Consider the following 17,893-nt stretch of genomic DNA (forward strand, 5'->3'; position numbering starts at 1 on the left):
TTTTCTCATACACTGCGGCAATGTCTGTCCTCAATGCCGGGATGTGTCGGTTTCATCAGTCTACGCGTGTCAGAGAGAAAATAAATTCGGTCCCGACCCCTTCGGTGCTGACGACGTTGATATGTTCATCATGTGCCTGGATCGCTTCTTTGACGATCGCGAGCCCGAGTCCGGTGCCTTTTTTATCTTTGCCGCGGGAAAGGTCGGATTTGTAAAATCGTTCCCAGATCTTGTTGAGTTCTTTTTTCGGAATCCCGATCCCGTGGTCTTTGATCGATACAAAGATCTTGTCATTGCGGCGGGTCACTTCCACAGTGACGGAAGAATCATGCTCACTGAATTTGATCGCATTGTCCAGAAGATTGTAGAAAACCTGATGGATCTTTCGCGCGTCGGCGAAGACGAACACATCCTGCGGAAGCAGGAGCAGTTCGATCGAAACATGCTTTACGGTGCAGATGCCCTCGAAAGATGCCGCCGTATTTTTGATCATCTCCTGAATATCAAAGCGTGTCTTGTCGAGCAGCAGTTCTTTTGTATCAAATTCATTTAATGTGAGAAGATCTTTGGTCAGATCGGTTAAGCGCTCCGTCTCAAATAAAATGATCTTCAAATACTTTTCATGAAGTTCCGGAGGGATCGTTCCGTCCGTCATCGCTTCCACATAGCCTTTGATTGAAGTCAGCGGCGAGCGGAAATCATGGGAAACATTGGCAACGATCTTTTTCTGATAGTCTTCCATGTCTTTCAACTGCGCCGACATGTAGTTGAGGGAAGCGGAGAGGTAGCCTATTTCATCCTGCGTGTAAACCGGGATTTCGTAATCCAGATTTCCGGAAGCGTACTGTGTGGCGGCTTCGGTGATCTTGCGGAGCGGTCGGAAGACAAAAAAATGAAATCCGATCAGGATCAAAAATGCCAGCACATAAACTGCGCCAAGGATAATGTGAACGGTTGTCATAAGCTGGTTGCAAGTTTCTTCCAGTGTGGAGACCGGTTTGTGGATCAGGAGATAGCCCTCGGTCTGAAATCCCTGAATGACCGGCGCCATGATCGTGATGACGTCTTCGTCAAAATACCCGTGATAGCGACCGACAATATACTGGCTGTTTCCGATCTCCGCCGGATCGAAATCTTCGATCATCGCAGGGGCGGTTGCAGTCCCGAGGTTCGAGGAAGTGATCAGTGTCCCGTCCTCTTCCACAAACCAAAGCGTTGCTTCCAGATAAATTTTCATGGCGGAGAGCTGAGAATGAACCGACCAGGACGTCATATTGTTGGAAAAATAGGAGGGAAGATAAGTGGTTGCCATGACGTTTGCTTCCTTGTAGAGACTTTGGGAGGCATTGTTCTCCAACTGGTTCAAAAGAAGCTGCTGTCCGAGGATCGAGGTTGTAAACAGGCTCAGGAAACCAAACACGATATAGAGCAGGGCAAATTTAAGATAAAGTGTACTTTTCATGTTGGTTTCCTCCTGAAAGATAAATATTTGTACAAGCAGAAATCGGCAGCGTAGTTACCGGGTTTCAAATTTGTAGCCGATGCCCCAGACGGTACTGAGCCGCCATGACGGATGTTCTTTGATCTTTTCGCGTAGACGTTTGATATGGACGTCTACGGTGCGGGTGTCGCCGATGTATTCATATCCCCAGATCTGATCCAGAAGCTGTTCTCTCGTAAAGACCTGGTTGGGGGAAGATGCAAGGAAATAGAGTAATTCCAGTTCCTTTGGCGGCATTTCCACGGGATGACCGTCGCAGACGACGGAGTAGTTGGTCAGATTGATCTCCAAATCATCGTACTCGACACATTTGATCCGTTCCCGGGAAGCACTCTGGGCTGCTGCGGCTTCCGGTTTTGCAGGCTGATAACGGCGCAGCACGGCACGGATGCGGGCAACCAGCTCTTTGGAATCAAATGGTTTCATGATATAGTCGTCGGCGCCCAGTTCCAGACCGAGCACCTTGTCAAAGACTTCTCCTTTTGCGGATAACATGATGATCGGCGTGGAAGATTTGGCGCGTACTTCGCGGCATACCTGATAGCCGTCGATGCCCGGAAGCATCAGATCCAAAAGGATCAGGTTCGGCTGATAGGTATCAAATGCGCGCAGAGCGTCTTCGCCGTTGTAGACCATTTTTGTATCGAAACATTCTTTGGTCAGGTACAGCGAAATGAGTTCCGCGATATTCTCGTCGTCATCGACGATAAGAATTTTTTGTTTATTCATAAGATGATCTCCTTTATATTCTGTCCGTTCTGTGATGTAGGTGTTCCCGGATATATTTCCCGGATATGTTATGCGGCTTAACCGAGTTCCACGATCGTCACGCCGGCGTCACCCTCGCCGAATTCTGCCAGATGATAGGATTTCACATGCTTCTGACGGCGCAGATATTCGTGGATCCCTTTGCGCAGCGCTCCGGTTCCCTTTCCGTGGACAACACGGACCGTGTTTAAGTGGGAGAGAAGCGCGTCATCCAAATATTTGTCCAGTTCGGCAACCGCTTCATCCACAGTCTTTCCAAGCAGATTGATCTCCGGTCTGACGGAGAGTGATTTACTCATCTTGATCTTGCCGCTTCCGGTGCGCCGCATATTTTTCGGCGCGTATGGATTGGCTTCTTCGATGATCTCCAGATCGGAAATGTTGACCTGTGAACGGAGAATCCCCATCTGCACGGTGACATTTCCGCGGGAATCCGGAAGCGAACTGATCGTTCCGGTCAGGTTCATGCTGAGGACTTTGACGGATTCACCGAGTTTAAAATCGGACGGTTTGTAGGTTTTTTTCGGTTTCTGCGGTTTGAGCGCGGATTTTCCTGCGGTATCTTTGATCTTCTTACGGAGACGTTCGCGTTCCCGTTCCATTTCGGCGGCGGAAATCCCCTCTTTGCCGAATTTGCGGAAGTTTTTCATTGTCTCATCTGCCATTTCTTTGGCTTCCCGCAAAATGGCGTTGGCTTTTTCAGTGGCTTCCCGCAAAATACGATCCCGCTGTTCGTCCAGTTTTTCCTGTTTTTGGCGGGTCTGTGTTTTCAGGCGTTCTACTTCCCGTTTGTATGTCTGGATCTCATCCCGTTCCTTTTCGATGATACGTTTGCTGTTCTCGAGGTCGGTCAGCAGGTCCTCAAAGGAGACGTCCTGCTCAGTCAGCCGGTTTTTGGCATCTTCGATAATATAATCCGGAAGCCCCAGTTTGCCGGAAATGGCAAATGCGTTGCTCTTTCCGGGGATACCGATCAAAAGCCGGTACGTCGGTTTCAGGCTCTCCACGTCAAATTCACAGCAGGCATTTTCCACTCCCTCGGTGGACAGCGCAAATACTTTCAGTTCACTGTAATGGGTTGTCGCCATTGTGCGGATCCCGCGGTTATGCAGATGCGACAGGATCGCAATGGCAAGCGCCGCTCCCTCGGTCGGATCGGTACCGGCTCCCAGCTCGTCAAAAAGAACGAGCGACTGCTCGTCGACATCTTTTAAAAATGAGACGATGTTGGTCATATGGGAGGAAAAGGTACTCAAACTTTGTTCGATACTCTGCTCGTCGCCGATGTCCGCATAGACCTGATGGAATACGGCAAGTTCCGAACGGTCAGCCGCCGGGATATGCAGCCCTGCCTGCCCCATCAAGGTGAACAGACCTACGGTTTTTAAGGAGACGGTTTTACCGCCGGTATTCGGTCCGGTTACGATCAGAAGAGAAAAATCTTCTCCCAATGAGACCGTGATCGGAACAACTTTGCGAGCGTCCAGAAGCGGATGTCTCCCGTCCCGGATGTGGATCCGTCCCTCGTTGTTCAAGATTGGACGGCTGGCATTCATGGAAAGCGCCAACTGTCCTCTCGCGAAAATGAAATCGAGATCGGTCAGCACACGGTAATCGGTGCGGATCTCTTCAATATATTCGGCAGTGTCCTCGCTCAGACGCGCAAGGATCACCTGGATCTCTTCCTGTTCTTTTGCGTAGAGCTCTTTGAGATCGTTGTTCAGTTTGACGACTGCCATCGGCTCGATAAATAAAGTGGAACCGGTGGACGACTGGTCGTGGATCATGCCGTTTACCTGACTTCTGTATTCGGCTTTGACCGGAACACAGTAGCGGTCGCCGCGCATCGTGATGATCGGATCCTGCAGATAGCTGCGGAGGGCTCCGTTGACCAGATTGTTCAGCGTTGCGTGGATTTTGTCGTTGATCCCGGCTATGCTCCGGCGGATATGTTTGAGTGCAGGGCTTGCATCGTCGCTGATCTCGTCTTCTGCGATGATACAACGTTCGATCTCATTGCTGAGCAGAGTCAGCGGTTCGAGCTGATCAAAATATGCGTCGAGACAGTCCGCAAGTTCATCCTGAGTGTCGTGCCGTCCGTATGCTTTGGCGCGTCCGGCATTCTGCAGGACTTTGCAGATACGAAGAAGTTCTCCGCTTCCGAGTGAAGCGCCTACTTCCAGCCGTTTCATAGATTCCTCAACCGGAAATGCGTCGCCGAAAGAGAGACGTCCCTTTTTAACGATCCTTGTAAATGCGGCTGCAGTCTGTTCCTGAAAGGTGTCGATCCGTTTCAGATCCGTCATCGGTTTTAATTTGCGGCAAAGCTGCCGTCCGCGGAATGAAGCCGCCTGTTCTTCTAAAAGTGTGATGATCTTATTATATTCTAATTTTAATAATGTCTTTTGGTTCATAAAAATCTCCGTTCTTCCGCCCGGAAACGGCGGTATAAGTTCCTGTTCCTATTGTATGGACTGTAACCATTTTAACGCATTTACACTATAATGAAAAGAGGATAAATATTGAACAATGAAATGGAATCGGTTATACTAGAACAGAAGGAGAATTTGGCTATGCTGTACGATCAGAACCCGGATCCGAAACAGGACGAAAACTCCAGTTCCGGAGATTCCTTTTCTTTTTTAAAAGAGACGATCAAACCGAAACCTGTCAGCAGGGAAAAGATTTTCATGCAGTTGCTGCGGATGGCGATTTATGGCGTCATCATTGGAATGTTTGCCTGTTGTAGTTTTTTTGCGCTCAAACCGTGGGCGGAAGAGACTTTTCGGGAAGATCCGCAGAAAGTTACGATCCCCGAGGATGCAGAGGACGGCGCCGCGGCGGAAGCAGACGAACAGGCGGCGCAGGAAGATGCTAAGGCACCTGTTCTGGACGTCGCAAGTTATCAGGCAATGATGGAAAGCCTGTCTGCGACGGCGGAGAAGGCAGGAAAAGGTGTGGTGTCGGTTCATGCTGGCAGCGCGGACGGATCGGATGACTGGATGGGAACGGGCAGTTCCGATCCGGGAGTGACAGGGATCATCGCCGCGGACAACGGACAGGAACTTTTGATCCTTGCGGATAATTCTGTCTGTAAGGATGTGGATACATGGGAAATCGTACTGGCGGACGGAAGCCGCTGTGCGGCGGCGCTCAAAGTGCAGGATCAAAACCGGAAGCTGGCGGTATTTTCTATCGTGAGAAGTATCGTTCCGGAGGAGACGTGGGGAAAGATCCAGGTAGCAGATCTCGGTAATTCTAATATCATTGGCAAAGGAGATCCCGTGATCGCGCTTGGCAATTTGTTTGGTTACGACAATGGACTCGGATATGGCGTGGTCAGTTCTACGGCATTGTCGACCACATTTTCCGATGGAGACTGCAGGGTGATCTCCACGGACATTCCATTGGAAGCGGATGGCAGCGGTATCCTTTTGAATCAGGACGGAGCGGTCATCGGAATCGTACGTCAGGGGATCGGTCCGGAGACCGAAGAGGGCGGAATCTCGGTGACGACGAATGCGCTTGCGATCTCGGATATGAAATCGACAATGGAACTGCTTTTGAACGGGGAAAAAGTACCTTATGCGGGAATTTATGGCGTGACTGTGACCGCGGCTGCGGCGCAGGAGCAGGGGCTTCCGGAGGGATTGTATATCACGGCGGTGGATGCGGATTCGCCGGCGATGGCAGCAGGGATCCAGAATGGCGATGTGATCCGGGAAGTGGATGGAAAACCGATTTCCGGATTTGCGGCATATGAAAAAGCGATGCTGGAATGTCAACCGGGAAAAGAGATCGGGATCACAGGACAGCGAAGAGGCGCAGCCGGATATGTGGACATCCAGTTTACCCTGACGGTGGGAAGCTGGGAGTGAAAAACGGTGGGACGGCAAGAGATTTTTTATGAAAACAGAAACAGAAAGAGGACTTAACAGCATATGAAATATATTAAAGATTTACACGAGGGTGAAACAATCAGAAGCATTTATCTGTGCAAGGGGAAACGTTCTGCGGAGACACGCAACGGAAAACCGTATGATAACCTGCTTCTTCAGGATAAAACAGGAACTTTGGACGGAAAGATCTGGGATCCGAATTCACAGGGGATCGCAGATTACGACGAGAAAGACTTTATCGAGGTGGTCGGAGATGTGATCACTTACAATAACAATCTGCAGTTGAACATCAAACAGCTTCGGATCGCTTCGGAGGGAGATTATAATCCGGCAGATTATATGCCGACTTCCGAGAAGAGCGTGGATATGATGTATGAAGAGCTTCTTACTTATATCAGAGGGATTTCCAATGAGTATCTCCGCCGCGCAGTGGAATATTATTTTGTAAATGATGAAGCGTTTATCAAGAAATTCAAAGGACATTCGGCGGCCAAAACCGTACATCACGGATTTGCGGGCGGACTTTTGGAACATACGTTGAGCGTGGTACATTTGTGTGAATATTTTGCGGGGGCATACGACATCATCAACAAAGATCTTCTGATCGCCTCGGCAGTCTGCCACGACATCGGAAAGACAAAGGAGTTGTCAAGTTTTCCGGACAATGACTATACGGATGAGGGACAGTTGATCGGACATATTGTGATCGGCGTGGAGATGCTGAGCGATGCGATCCGTACAATCCCGGATTTCCCGGAGGTGCTTGCAAATGAGTGGAAACACTGCATTATCGCGCATCACGGAGAGCTGGAGTTCGGTTCACCAAAGAAGCCGGCGCTTGCAGAGGCAATGGCGCTGAACCTCGCAGATAATGCAGACGCAAAAATGCAGACATTGAAAGAGATTTTCAAGGATAAAAAAGGAACGGACTGGCTTGGATACAACCGGCTTTTTGAGTCGAATCTGAGACGGACCAGCGAAGTATAAACTATTTATAAAGTAGATGAGAAAGATATTGTGTCGGTGTACAAAAGGGAATACATAGAAGAACTATATAGAAGAAATACATAGGGTGCGTAATGCGGAGCATATATGTGCGATGCAGAGTACAAATGCGTAATGCAGTGGGAGCAGAAGAATGCAGAAAAATGAAACAGCGATCGTAACAATTGAAGATATCGGAGTAAATGGAGAGGGTATAGGCAGAGTTGATGGCTATACCCTATTTATTAAGGACGCCGTGATCGGTGATGTGGCGGAAGTGAAAGTCACAAAGGCAAAGAAAAACTACGGTTATGCACGGCTGATGCGTGTGATCACACCATCCAAAGACCGTGTGGAACCGGTATGTCCGCATGCAAGGCGATGCGGCGGATGTCAGATACAGGAAATGTCCTATGAGCGCCAGCTTGCATTTAAACAGGCGAAAGTGAAAGGCAATCTGGAACGGATCGGCGGATTTTCACCGGAAGTGACGGAGAAAACGATGGATCCGATCGTCGGAATGGACGAGCCGTTTTATTATCGAAATAAAGCACAGTTTCCGTTCGGAACAGATAAAGCGGGAAATCCTGTCACCGGTTTCTATGCAGGCAGAACACATGATATTATTGAAAATACCGATTGCGCTCTGGGAATTTCCGTGAACAAAGAAATTCTGGAGTTGACGTTGGAATTTATGAAGCGGTACAAGATCGCTTCTTATAATGAAACTACCGGCGAGGGTCTGATCCGGCATGCCCTGATCCGCCACGGTTTTAAAACCGGGGAGATCATGGTCTGTTATGTGATCAATGGAAAGAAGATCCCGCATGCGGAAGTGCTTGTGGAAAAACTTTCGGCGATCAAAGGGATGACAAGTATTACGATCAGTCCAAACCGGAACAGGACCAATGTCATTATGGGAGAGACCTATGAGACGCTATGGGGACAGGGATATATCACGGATTATATCGGAGATGTCAGATACCAGATCTCGCCGCTTTCTTTTTATCAGGTGAATCCGGCACAGACAGAGAAACTTTACGGGCTGGCATTGGAATATGCACAGTTGTCCGGACATGAGACCGTATGGGATCTGTACTGTGGAATCGGGACGATCTCCCTCTTTCTTGCACAGCAGGCGCGGGAAGTACAGGGTGTAGAAATTGTACCGCAGGCGATCGAGGATGCGCGCCGGAATGCAGAGATCAACGGAATTGAGAATGCACGTTTTTATGTCGGAAAAGCTGAGGAAGTCCTGCCAAAATATTATGAAAATTATGCGAAAGAACATCCGGGAGAACATGCCCATGCGGATGTGATCGTGGTAGATCCACCACGGAAAGGCTGTGAAGAATCGCTTCTTCGGACGATGGTTGAGATGGAACCGGAGCGGATCGTGTATGTGAGCTGTGATTCCGCAACGTTGGCGCGGGATCTGAAGTTCCTCTGCGGAGAGGGCGGATACCGGCTGGAGAAATGGCGGGCGGTGGATCAGTTTCCGATGACCGTGCATGTGGAGACTATTGTGTTGATACAAAAGAAAAACTCGTAGAAATCCTTTATTTTAGGCACTTTGCGAAACATTTTACCTTTACTTCAGAGGGCAAAAATTCACGCAATAAACACCTAAAAAACTATTTTGATGTTTCGGTGGTAATAGATATCGGGTGTGGGAACACAAACGAAAAATAAAGGTTTTTTAAAATATATTTATCTATGTAGTGTCCACCTTGCCACAAAAATGTAGGCGACATTCATTTGTATAAGGGCAGATAAGCGTATCATTAGAAATAGTGGTACGCTTATTTTTTACCCCTATTACACATTTGAGTACCCTACCCATTCTTCTATATAATGAAGTCAAGAACGGAGGTGCTGACAATGAGAGAAACAAAATACCATGCATATCTGGATAGTGAGGAAAGAACAATCCTTTTACATAGCCTTGTGGAATTGAAAAATCAACTTATTCAGCAAGGCAGATATACAGACTGTGTTGACGAGCTGATTGTCAAAGTCATAAACGCCCCTGTGAAGAAACTAAAAGTATTGGTGTAGGAGGTTGTGATGTATGACAAAGATTTTGCCGAGCTTGTGAAAATTGCAGCGGAGAAATTAAAAGAAGATACCGTTTATAAAATGCTCACACGCAGCGAGGATTATCAAAAAGAAAGCGACGCAAGGGATAAGGCGGAACGAAACTATGAAAATCTTGATTTGACAATGGAACAGAGAAAGGTCTGTGATATTTTTTTAGATTACAGAGATAGGCAGAGCTTGGAATATTCTGATTATTCCTATTTGGCAGGCTTATATGATGCGTTCCGTATCATGGCGGTCATTTTCCCTGACAGGTGGGATATGGAGCAGATACAGAAAGCCTTATCCTTAATTGAAAACTGAATATAGAAATGGATACATAGCCGATTGGTGTAACAGCCAGTCGGCTTTCTTGCGTTCAGAGCGAAGTACATAGCCGCCTTTGACAAAGCGGCTAAATAAAAGCGAAAGGAGGACGCTATATGTCAAATTGCAAAGTGATCGCTCTGACCAATCAGAAAGGCGGTGTGGGTAAGACCACCACAGCCGTCAATCTGGGCGTGTGTCTATCAAAGCAGGGAAAGAAAGTCCTGCTTGTGGATGCAGACGCACAGGCGAATCTTACAATGTCGCTTGGCTATCCACGACCAGATGATTTGCCCATATCCCTTGCGACGATTATGCAGGACATCATCGACGATAAACCCTTTGATGTTCAAAAAGGCATCCTGCATCACAGCGAGGGTGTTGATCTGTTACCCTCAAATATTGAGTTATCAGGTCTGGAAGTAAGGCTTATCAATGCAATTAGCCGTGAGCGTGTTCTGACGACCTGTATTAACGAGGTCAAAAAGAATTACGACTATGTGCTTATTGATTGTATGCCGAGCTTGGGTATGCTGACAATCAACGCATTGGCGGCGGCTGACAGCGTGGTTATCCCGACACAGCCGCATTATCTTTCTGCAAAAGGTCTGGAGTTATTGCTTCGCTCTGTGTCAAAAGTCAGACGGCAGATCAATCCCCATCTTCGGATTGACGGTATCTTAATGACAATGGTAATGCCACGCACGAACATTTCTAAGGAAGTGACTGCATTGGTAAGGAGTGCATACGGTCAGAATATCAAAGTTTTTGATGCTCAGATACCACATTCTATCCGTGCAGTAGAAGCTACCGCAGAGGGAAAGAGCATTTTCGCCTACGACAAAGGCGGTAAGGTTGCCGCAGCTTATGAGCAGTTTGGAAAGGAGGTGGCACATATTGGCGAGAAGCAGAAAAAGCAGCATCGAGCTGACTGCATACGATGACCTTTTTCAGACAGACGAAAGCCGTGCAGAAGCGGCATTAAGTAAGATAAGGGATATTCCCATTTCTGAAATTGATGAGTTTCCAGACCATCCCTTTAAGGTTTTAATGGATGAGGATATGGAACAGCTTGTTGACAGCATAAAAAGAAACGGTGTAATGACACCTGCGACTGTCCGTTTGAAGGAGGACGGCAGATATGAGCTGATTAGCGGTCACAGGAGAAAAAAGGCTTGTGAGCTTGCGGGGCTTGATACGCTGAAATGTGAGGTCAAGGAGTTTTCCCGTGATGAAGCCATTATTGTAATGGTGGAAAGTAACCTGCAAAGAACGACCATTTTGCCGAGTGAAAAGGCGTTTGCCTATAAGATGCGGTTGGAAGCGATGAACAGACAAGGACAAAGATTAGATTTAACTTCGACACCAATGGTGTCAAAGTCACGGTCAAACGAGGAACTTGCCGACAAAGTTGGCGAAAGTCGTGAACAGATACGCCGCTATATCCGCTTAACTGAGCTTGTACCTGAAATTTTGCAAATGGTGGATGAGCGTCAGATTGCGTTTCGTCCTGCGGTAGAAATCTCTTATCTTTCCGAGGAACAGCAATATACTTTGCTTGAAGCGATGGAATATAATGACGCCACGCCCTCACTTGCACAGGCTATCAAAATGAAAAAGTATATGCAGGAGGGAAAGCTGACAGACGGGGTGATCAGTTCCATTATGGAAGAAGAAAAACCGAACCAGAGAGAAAAGCCTGCTTTCCGTGATGAAAGGATAACCAAGCTCATTCCCAAATCTGTACCCAAAGGGAAAGAATCCGATTTTGTGGTCAAGGCGTTGGAGTTTTATAACCGCCATCTGCAAAGAAGCAAGGCACAGGAACGATAGCCACACATCAAGGGACAGGTCTGTCTGCTTGGGGGGATAGCCTTTTTTTTCGCTTTCCCCCTCTCCACACCTCTCCCCCTTAATACTGCCAGTTACTATCCGAGAAAAGAAAAACAATAAGCTGCCAGAGGGCGGCTTTTTTCGGTTAGCAGGCAATATCTATTTTCAATATCAACAGGAGGTAAATGATGAAATTCAAAAAAATATTCCAAAAGGCTGCGGCTGTTGTGATGGCTGCGGTTACGGTATTCTCCGTACTGCCTGCCACCACAGCCTTTGCAGCCGTAGGAGATGTTGGTACGATTTCCTTTTCACACACTTATGACGGGAACGGAAATGCAATGAGGTACAATTCAAGTGCCAACATCAACGGTTATATCGCAGGCGGTACGGGTAACTATAAATACCGTATGTTTGTGGATGGCGACACAGCATTTTGTTTACAGCCAGGTGTGCCGCTAAAAACGGGCAACACCTTGAAAGAAGCATCTTCCGAAGCATGGAACGCTCTTTCGAGAAGCCAGAAAAAAGCAGTTGGGCTTGCCCTGCTCTATGGGTATCAGGGAAACCGAGGAAATCTGTCTGGATCAGACGATGAGAAATGGCTTGCGACCCAGACTCTTGTATGGGAGTTTGTTACGGGATGCCGTGAAGCCACAGGCTCATACCGCCAGACAAGCAGCACCGTGTACAGCCTGCACTTTGGTTCTCATTATCCAAACAGCGGAGCAAAGAAAGTCTATGACCAGATTGTTTCGCTGATGAGTAAGCACAATACCATTCCGAGCTTTATGTCAGGCGGGAAAGACGATATTACAAAGGAGCTTGTCTATAAAGACGGGAAATACAGTTTAACGCTGACAGATAAAAACGGTGTGCTGTCCGAGTATTCCTTTGCAAGTTCCAGCGATGCAGTCAGCGTAGCAAAATCTGGAAATAAGCTCACGCTCACATCAAAGAAAGCCTTTCATGGTTCTGTAAGGATTACAGCAACCCGAAACGGAGTGCCTGTGGTCAGTCAGAGTGCCAAACTGATTGCTTATGGTGATCCGAACTTGCAGGATGTTATTACAGGTGTAGAAAACGCTTCTCCTGTATCTGCCTATCTCAATGTGGAAACACCGACAGGCACGATTGCCCTGAAAAAGACTTCTGAGGACGGCGTTGTAGCAGGCATTCAGTTTACCATCAAGGGTGAGGGTATCAATAAGACGGTAACGACCGATGAAAATGGAAATATCACAGTAGAAGGTCTGTTCCCTGCCACTTATACCATCACAGAGCAGACCATTGACCGTTATGAACCACAGCAGACTCAGACGGTAACACTCATCGGCGGCAAGACAACCACAGTCAACTTCAACAACACCCTAAAGCGTGGCAGCCTTGAAGTAGTCAAGACTTCCGAGGACAATCTGGTGGAGGGCGTGAAATTCCATTTGTACGGCACATCTCTTAGCGGACTTGCAGTCGATGAGTATGCTGTCACCGATGGAAAAGGTGTAGCCAAGTTTGAGGATGTCCTGATCAGCGGCGACACCCCGTATGTGCTTGAGGAAGTGGATACAGCAATCCGCTATGTTGTTCCTGCATCCCAGACCGCACCGATTGAATGGAATAAGGTTACAAACCGCAGTTTCCAAAATATTCTCAAGAAATTCAATGTGACGGTAACTAAGACCGATGCAGAAACAGGAACACCGCAGGGGGACGCATCTTTGGCAGGTGCGGTTTATGGCATTTACAAGGGCGAGGAACTGATTGACACCTACACCACCGACGAAAATGGTCAGTTTACGACCAAGTATTATGTATGTGGCGATGACTGGACAATCCGAGAAATCAGTCCGTCCGAGGGGTATCTTCTTGACCCGACCATTCATAAAGTCGGTGCAGAACCAGAACTTTATGAGGTGGAATATAATTCTGCAAAAAATGATGTGAATGAGCAGGTTATCAAGGGAAATATCGCTATTATCAAGCATACCGATGACGGCGAAACAGGCATCGAAACGCCAGAAGAAGGTGCTGTCTTTGAGGTATTCCTTAAATCGGCAGGCAGCTTTGAGCAGGCAAAAGAAAGCGAGCGTGACAAGCTCGTCTGTGATGAGAACGGTTTTGCCCAGACAAAAGATATGCCTTATGGCATTTATACGGTAAAACAGACTTCTGGATGGGAAGGGCGTGAGCTGATGAAGCCGTTTGATGTGTTTATCAGTTCCGACGGTCAGACCTACCGCTATCTTATTAACAATGCTAACTTTGAAAGCTATATCAAGGTGGTGAAGAAAGATGCGGAAACAGGGAAAACCATCCCGTATGCAGGGGCAGGCTTCCAGATTTACGACCCGAACGGCAACCTTGTGACGATGACTTTCACTTATTCAGAAGTGACAACCATTGATACTTTCTATACGACCGCAGATGGCGAGTTGGTCACACCAGAGGCTTTAGAATACGGAAAAGGCTATTCCCTTGTGGAAGTACAAGCCCCATACGGCTATGTGCTTGACTCCGAACCTGTGTATTTTGATGTGGTGCAGGAAAATTCGGAGGAAGAAAGCGGAATTACCGTGATTGAGGTAGTACGATCCAATCTGGCACAAAAAGGTACGATTACCGTAGAAAAGTCTGGAGAGATTTTCTCAAGTGTATCGGAAAACAACGGAATGTATCAGCCAAACTTTGCCGTAGGAAATCTGGAGGGTGCGGTTTATGAGATTACCGCAGCCGAGGATATTGTAACCTTAGAGGGAACAGTCCGAGCAAAAAAAGGTGAGGTGGTAGATACCCTGACCACAGGTGCAGACGGTACGGCAAAATCAAAGGAATTATATCTTGGAAAATATGAAGTGAAGGAAGTGACAGCACCGAATGGTATGGTGCTGAATGATGAAATTCACTCCGTCGAGCTTGTCTATGCAGGACAGGAAATTTCGGTAACGGAAACAGAAACGAGCTTTTACAACGAGCGTCAGCGTGTGGAAATCGACCTTGTAAAGAGCCTTGAAACCGATGAGCATTTTGGTGTGGGCAATAACGGGGAAATCTTTGATGTTGCCTTTGGGCTGTATGCAGAAAAGGAGCTGACTGCCGCAGATGGTACGGTCATTCCTGCTGACGGACTGATTGAGATTATTACTCTTGACGAGAACGGAAATGGCAAGGTTAAGACCGACCTTCCGATGGGCAATTATTATGTGAAAGAGATTGCAGCAAACGAAGCGTATCTTACAAGTGATACGAAATACCCTGTAAACTTTGAATATGCAGGACAGGATACCGCCATCGTCCACCTTGCAGTCAATGACGGCGAACCCATTGAAAACAAGCTGATTTATGGTTCTGTAAGCGGAAAGAAAACCGATGAGGACGGCAAGGGCTTAGGTGGTGCTGTCATTGGCATCTTTAAGACCGGCACAGAAGAATTTACAAAAGAACATGCGATTTTAACTACCACATCAAAGGATGACGGTAGTTTTTCTTTTGCCAAAGTGCCGTATGGTTCTTGGATTATCCGAGAGGTAGAAAGTCCGAAAGGCTTTGTACTGTCCGAGGAAGAAATTCCTGTTACGATCGGCAAGGTGGATGAAGTTGTGGAAATCGAGCTTGTGAATGAATTTATCACAGGCAATATTGAGCTTACCAAAGTCGATAAGGATTATCCTGACAATAAGCTGACAGGTGCAGTTTTTGAAGTCTTTGCCGATACCAACAAAAATGGCGAGTACGACAAGGAAGATGAGCTGCTTGGCGAAATGTCTGAGCTTGGCGGCGGCATCTACCAGATGAGCGAGCTTCGATACGGAAAATATTTTGTCCGTGAAAAGACAGCACCAGAGGGCTTTGTCCTTGATGAAAATGTCTACACCGTATCCATTGAGGAAAATGGCAAGACCTATGTGGTGGAAAATGAAGCAGGCAAAGGCTTTGTCAATGCCCCGCAGTCAGGCAGTCTTAAAATTGTCAAAACATCTTCCGATGGCAAGGTGGAAGGCTTCTCTTTCCGAGTGACAGGTGCAAATGGATATGACCAGACTTTTAAGACCGACAAAAACGGAGAAATCGTGATTGAAAACCTGCGTATCGGAGAATACACCATTTCCGAGGTCAGCGATAAGGCATCGGCAAACTATATCCTGCCTGCCGAAAAACAGATCACGGTCAAAGTGGGATCAACTACGGTTGTCCAGATGCACAATGAACTGCGTGACACCCCGAAAACAGGGGATGACTTCAATCCGTTCCTCTGGGGAGGACTGGCGGCAGTCTCCCTCATTGGTGCAGGTACGCTCTTGATCGCAGGGCTGAAAAAGAAGAAGGAGGACTAAGGAATGGAAGCAAAGACGGTGATCGCCATTGTGCTTGTGATGTTTATTGTGGGCGGAGCAATCTGGCTGAACATCCGTAACCGAAAGAAGAAGTAAAGTGTTTGGGGGCAGCCTTTTCGAGCTGTCCCCTTTCCATATACGGAGGTATGTATGCAAAAATTGAGAACCATTGAGGATAAGGTGCGAGCCATTCTGAAAAAGGACGAGGAAGCCAGAAATGACGATATGGTGCTGTATCTGAAAGTATGTAACAGCTATTTTAAGGACGCAGGGGCGATGCCCTTTGCGGAAGTGATGTCGCAGTACCGTTATCTGGGACTGCCGAGCTTTGAGAGCGTAGGAAGGACACGCCGAAAGCTGCAGGCAGAACATCCAGAGCTTTTAGGCAGCGTCCGTATCCAGAAACTCCGTGCCAAGCAGGAACAGAATTACAGGCGTTACGCCAAAGAATGAGAGGTGGCTTATGAACGAAGAAAAACGAATGAACGGCGGTTATGAAATTATTGAGAGCTGTCAAATCGGGCGTACAGAGCTTGTTATCGGGCATAACTCCAAAGCCCCGAACCCTTATGTGTGTTGGTACTGTAAGGACGGATCAGATTATTTCTGGGGGTATTATTGCAATCAGCTTTCCGAAGCAAGGGATAAGCTGAATGAGCGCTATCAGAACGAGTGCAGGATGCCCTATAACCAACCAGAAAAGAAACAGAGGAATCACAATGACCGAGAACGCTAAGAAAAAATATGATTGTGCGACCTGCCCTTATCCCCGCTATAAGGAAGGGACGGTTATTTTCTGCGATGTATGTATGCAGAAGATTTTAGACAGGAAGAAAGAAAAACAGCGACAGGAGGATGGGAATGAGTAAGGAAAAACGAATGGCAGGCTCTTATGAGATTGAGCAGAGCATTTATATCGGCGAAAAGGAAGTGCTGTTTGGGGTAAATAAGGCGGAAGAATATCCCTTTATGGTCTGTTACTGTTCTTATAACAATCCCCTGTCTGCCCCGTGGTGTACGGAAGCTATTGGTACGGACGATTATCTGGAAGCGATGCAGGTGTTTACAGACCGAGTACAGGCACAGATCGAGCTTGTAAAAACGGAGCAGGAACAATACCGCTTTGATAAAACACCGTTTACTGTTTCCGACTGTATTCCCGATAATCACAGCTCGAATATCGTCGGCAAGGTGGTGGTTATCAACGCCGAGCCGAAACGATATGAATATCAGCACGCTGCCTATCAGCTTGTATTGGCAGACGGTGGACACGGTGCAACAGGCGGCAGAGGGCAGGCGGTGTTTGGCACTTGCCTTGCCACAGGTGAGCGTGGCAGATGGGAAAGATATGATGTGCTTGGGGAAATCAAGCCAGAAAAAATGCCAGAGTGGGCAAAGGAAGCTCTCACAAAACTGAAAGTACAGCAGAAAGAGAAAAAAACGCACAGTCGGGAGGAACGCTGATATGGAGATACGACCATTAACCCCGACAGAACAGAAATACACTTATGCCCAAAGTATGCAGATTGAGGGGCAGACAGGTACAATCGGACATCTGCGTGGAGATTTTGCAACAACAGGCTATGGCTTTTATACCACTTGGTTTGATACCAGACCCCAATGGAAAACGGACGAATTTAAGGCAGACCTTGATACCGTCATCAATGCTTTGCGGGAGGATAAGGGACTTTTGCACAACCGTTATGATATGGGTGCTTTTGCAAGGAAATATCCTGAAAGTGCGATGCAAGGGAATTATTGTACGGAATATGGTTTTCGTGTGGACACAGGAAAGCACGCTTTTCTATTTCGGTGCAATCCCACCAAAGGCGATTATAACTTTTACTGTTATTGCTATGTGAAGGAATGGCTGAATCAGCATATGGAAAAAGCTGAGCAGGGCATCCGTTTTATTGATACGCAGTATAAAGAACTGTTCCGTATCCCAGACGGTGGGAAGATTATGGTAACGACCGCTTGGGGCGAAAAACGGGAATACACCTGCCGCTTTATTGACGAATATCATACGGAGGTCGGTAACAACCTTGGTCCTATGTCAAGAAAAAGTACAAATTAAATGTAACCAATTTTCTCTGTTCTGAGCGAAGTTTAACTTGCTATTTTTATTGCATTCTCCTCGATGTTTTCAAGATATTGTTCCTCATATTCAT

General features: G+C 47.3%; 15 protein-coding genes. 12 read left to right on the forward strand and 3 right to left on the reverse strand.

Annotated features, from left to right (window positions below; all coding sequences use genetic code 11):
• Positions 1-55: 55 nt before the first annotated feature.
• From I2H87_RS12510 to I2H87_RS12520, 3 genes are all read right to left on the reverse strand, one after another.
• Positions 56-1,462 (reverse strand): sensor histidine kinase, encoded by a 1,407-nt coding sequence (locus I2H87_RS12510; RefSeq protein WP_195610184.1) that lies wholly within the window; start codon positions 1,460-1,462, stop codon positions 56-58.
• Positions 1,463-1,516: 54 nt separating this feature from the next.
• Positions 1,517-2,230 carry a response regulator transcription factor gene (locus I2H87_RS12515; RefSeq protein WP_009266943.1) on the reverse strand — a complete coding sequence of 238 codons (714 nt, stop codon included), beginning with the start codon at positions 2,228-2,230 and terminating at the stop codon, positions 1,517-1,519.
• Between the two features lie 77 nt (positions 2,231-2,307).
• Complete coding sequence (locus I2H87_RS12520) at positions 2,308-4,683, reverse strand: endonuclease MutS2 (RefSeq protein ID WP_195610186.1); 2,376 nt, start codon at positions 4,681-4,683, stop codon at positions 2,308-2,310.
• A gap of 159 nt (positions 4,684-4,842) precedes the next feature.
• On the opposite strand from I2H87_RS12520, the gene I2H87_RS12525 reads away from it, so the two are divergent.
• From I2H87_RS12525 to I2H87_RS12580, 12 genes are all read left to right on the forward strand, one after another.
• The gene (locus I2H87_RS12525) at positions 4,843-6,147 is read left to right on the forward strand and encodes a S1C family serine protease (protein ID WP_243273934.1); all 1,305 of its coding nucleotides are present in this window, start codon (positions 4,843-4,845) and stop codon (positions 6,145-6,147) included.
• A 63-nt stretch (positions 6,148-6,210) separates the two neighbouring features.
• Positions 6,211-7,155, forward strand: a complete 945-nt coding sequence (locus I2H87_RS12530; protein WP_009266940.1) for a 3'-5' exoribonuclease YhaM family protein — start codon at positions 6,211-6,213, stop codon at positions 7,153-7,155.
• A 151-nt stretch (positions 7,156-7,306) separates the two neighbouring features.
• Complete coding sequence (gene rlmD / locus I2H87_RS12535; RefSeq protein ID WP_195610188.1) at positions 7,307-8,704, forward strand: 23S rRNA (uracil(1939)-C(5))-methyltransferase RlmD; 1,398 nt, start codon at positions 7,307-7,309, stop codon at positions 8,702-8,704.
• A gap of 329 nt (positions 8,705-9,033) precedes the next feature.
• On the forward strand, positions 9,034-9,210 hold the full coding sequence (locus I2H87_RS12540) for a hypothetical protein (protein ID WP_009320322.1): 177 nt from the start codon (positions 9,034-9,036) through the stop codon (positions 9,208-9,210).
• A 9-nt stretch (positions 9,211-9,219) separates the two neighbouring features.
• The gene (locus I2H87_RS12545) at positions 9,220-9,555 is read left to right on the forward strand and encodes a hypothetical protein (RefSeq protein ID WP_004848338.1); all 336 of its coding nucleotides are present in this window, start codon (positions 9,220-9,222) and stop codon (positions 9,553-9,555) included.
• Between the two features lie 119 nt (positions 9,556-9,674).
• Complete coding sequence (locus tag I2H87_RS12550) at positions 9,675-10,502, forward strand: ParA family protein (protein ID WP_004848340.1); 828 nt, start codon at positions 9,675-9,677, stop codon at positions 10,500-10,502.
• Positions 10,456-11,391, forward strand: a complete 936-nt coding sequence (locus I2H87_RS12555; protein WP_009320321.1) for a ParB/RepB/Spo0J family partition protein — start codon at positions 10,456-10,458, stop codon at positions 11,389-11,391. The genes I2H87_RS12550 and I2H87_RS12555 overlap by 47 nt, the downstream gene beginning before the upstream one ends.
• Before the next feature lie 188 nt (positions 11,392-11,579).
• Entirely contained in the window at positions 11,580-15,722 is a 4,143-nt protein-coding gene (locus I2H87_RS12560) for a SpaA isopeptide-forming pilin-related protein (RefSeq protein WP_195610189.1), read from the forward strand.
• Between the two features lie 150 nt (positions 15,723-15,872).
• Positions 15,873-16,175: a hypothetical protein gene (locus tag I2H87_RS12565; RefSeq protein ID WP_022008452.1), complete on the forward strand. Its 303-nt coding sequence runs from the start codon at positions 15,873-15,875 to the stop codon at positions 16,173-16,175.
• A gap of 10 nt (positions 16,176-16,185) precedes the next feature.
• Positions 16,186-16,458, forward strand: a complete 273-nt coding sequence (locus I2H87_RS12570) for a hypothetical protein (protein WP_004848348.1) — start codon at positions 16,186-16,188, stop codon at positions 16,456-16,458.
• 125 nt (positions 16,459-16,583) lie between these two features.
• Positions 16,584-17,186 (forward strand): hypothetical protein, encoded by a 603-nt coding sequence (locus tag I2H87_RS12575; RefSeq protein ID WP_004848352.1) that lies wholly within the window; start codon positions 16,584-16,586, stop codon positions 17,184-17,186.
• A 1-nt stretch (position 17,187) separates the two neighbouring features.
• Positions 17,188-17,799 carry a hypothetical protein gene (locus I2H87_RS12580; RefSeq protein ID WP_243273936.1) on the forward strand — a complete coding sequence of 204 codons (612 nt, stop codon included), beginning with the start codon at positions 17,188-17,190 and terminating at the stop codon, positions 17,797-17,799.
• Positions 17,800-17,893: the final 94 nt, after the last annotated feature.

This window comes from Mediterraneibacter glycyrrhizinilyticus (genome assembly GCF_015560805.1).
GTDB classification, from domain to species: domain Bacteria; phylum Bacillota; class Clostridia; order Lachnospirales; family Lachnospiraceae; genus Schaedlerella; species Schaedlerella glycyrrhizinilytica_A.

Coding starts and splice junctions, on each gene's coding strand:
- I2H87_RS12510 (WP_195610184.1), bottom strand. CDS start 1,462: ATGAAAAGTACACTTTATCTTAAATTTGCCCTGCTCTATATCGTGTTT.
- I2H87_RS12515 (WP_009266943.1), bottom strand. CDS start 2,230: ATGAATAAACAAAAAATTCTTATCGTCGATGACGACGAGAATATCGCG.
- I2H87_RS12520 (WP_195610186.1), bottom strand. CDS start 4,683: ATGAACCAAAAGACATTATTAAAATTAGAATATAATAAGATCATCACA.
- I2H87_RS12525 (WP_243273934.1), top strand. CDS start 4,843: ATGCTGTACGATCAGAACCCGGATCCGAAACAGGACGAAAACTCCAGT.
- I2H87_RS12530 (WP_009266940.1), top strand. CDS start 6,211: ATGAAATATATTAAAGATTTACACGAGGGTGAAACAATCAGAAGCATT.
- rlmD (WP_195610188.1), top strand. CDS start 7,307: ATGCAGAAAAATGAAACAGCGATCGTAACAATTGAAGATATCGGAGTA.
- I2H87_RS12540 (WP_009320322.1), top strand. CDS start 9,034: ATGAGAGAAACAAAATACCATGCATATCTGGATAGTGAGGAAAGAACA.
- I2H87_RS12545 (WP_004848338.1), top strand. CDS start 9,220: ATGTATGACAAAGATTTTGCCGAGCTTGTGAAAATTGCAGCGGAGAAA.
- I2H87_RS12550 (WP_004848340.1), top strand. CDS start 9,675: ATGTCAAATTGCAAAGTGATCGCTCTGACCAATCAGAAAGGCGGTGTG.
- I2H87_RS12560 (WP_195610189.1), top strand. CDS start 11,580: ATGAAATTCAAAAAAATATTCCAAAAGGCTGCGGCTGTTGTGATGGCT.
- I2H87_RS12565 (WP_022008452.1), top strand. CDS start 15,873: ATGCAAAAATTGAGAACCATTGAGGATAAGGTGCGAGCCATTCTGAAA.
- I2H87_RS12570 (WP_004848348.1), top strand. CDS start 16,186: ATGAACGAAGAAAAACGAATGAACGGCGGTTATGAAATTATTGAGAGC.
- I2H87_RS12575 (WP_004848352.1), top strand. CDS start 16,584: ATGAGTAAGGAAAAACGAATGGCAGGCTCTTATGAGATTGAGCAGAGC.
- I2H87_RS12580 (WP_243273936.1), top strand. CDS start 17,188: ATGGAGATACGACCATTAACCCCGACAGAACAGAAATACACTTATGCC.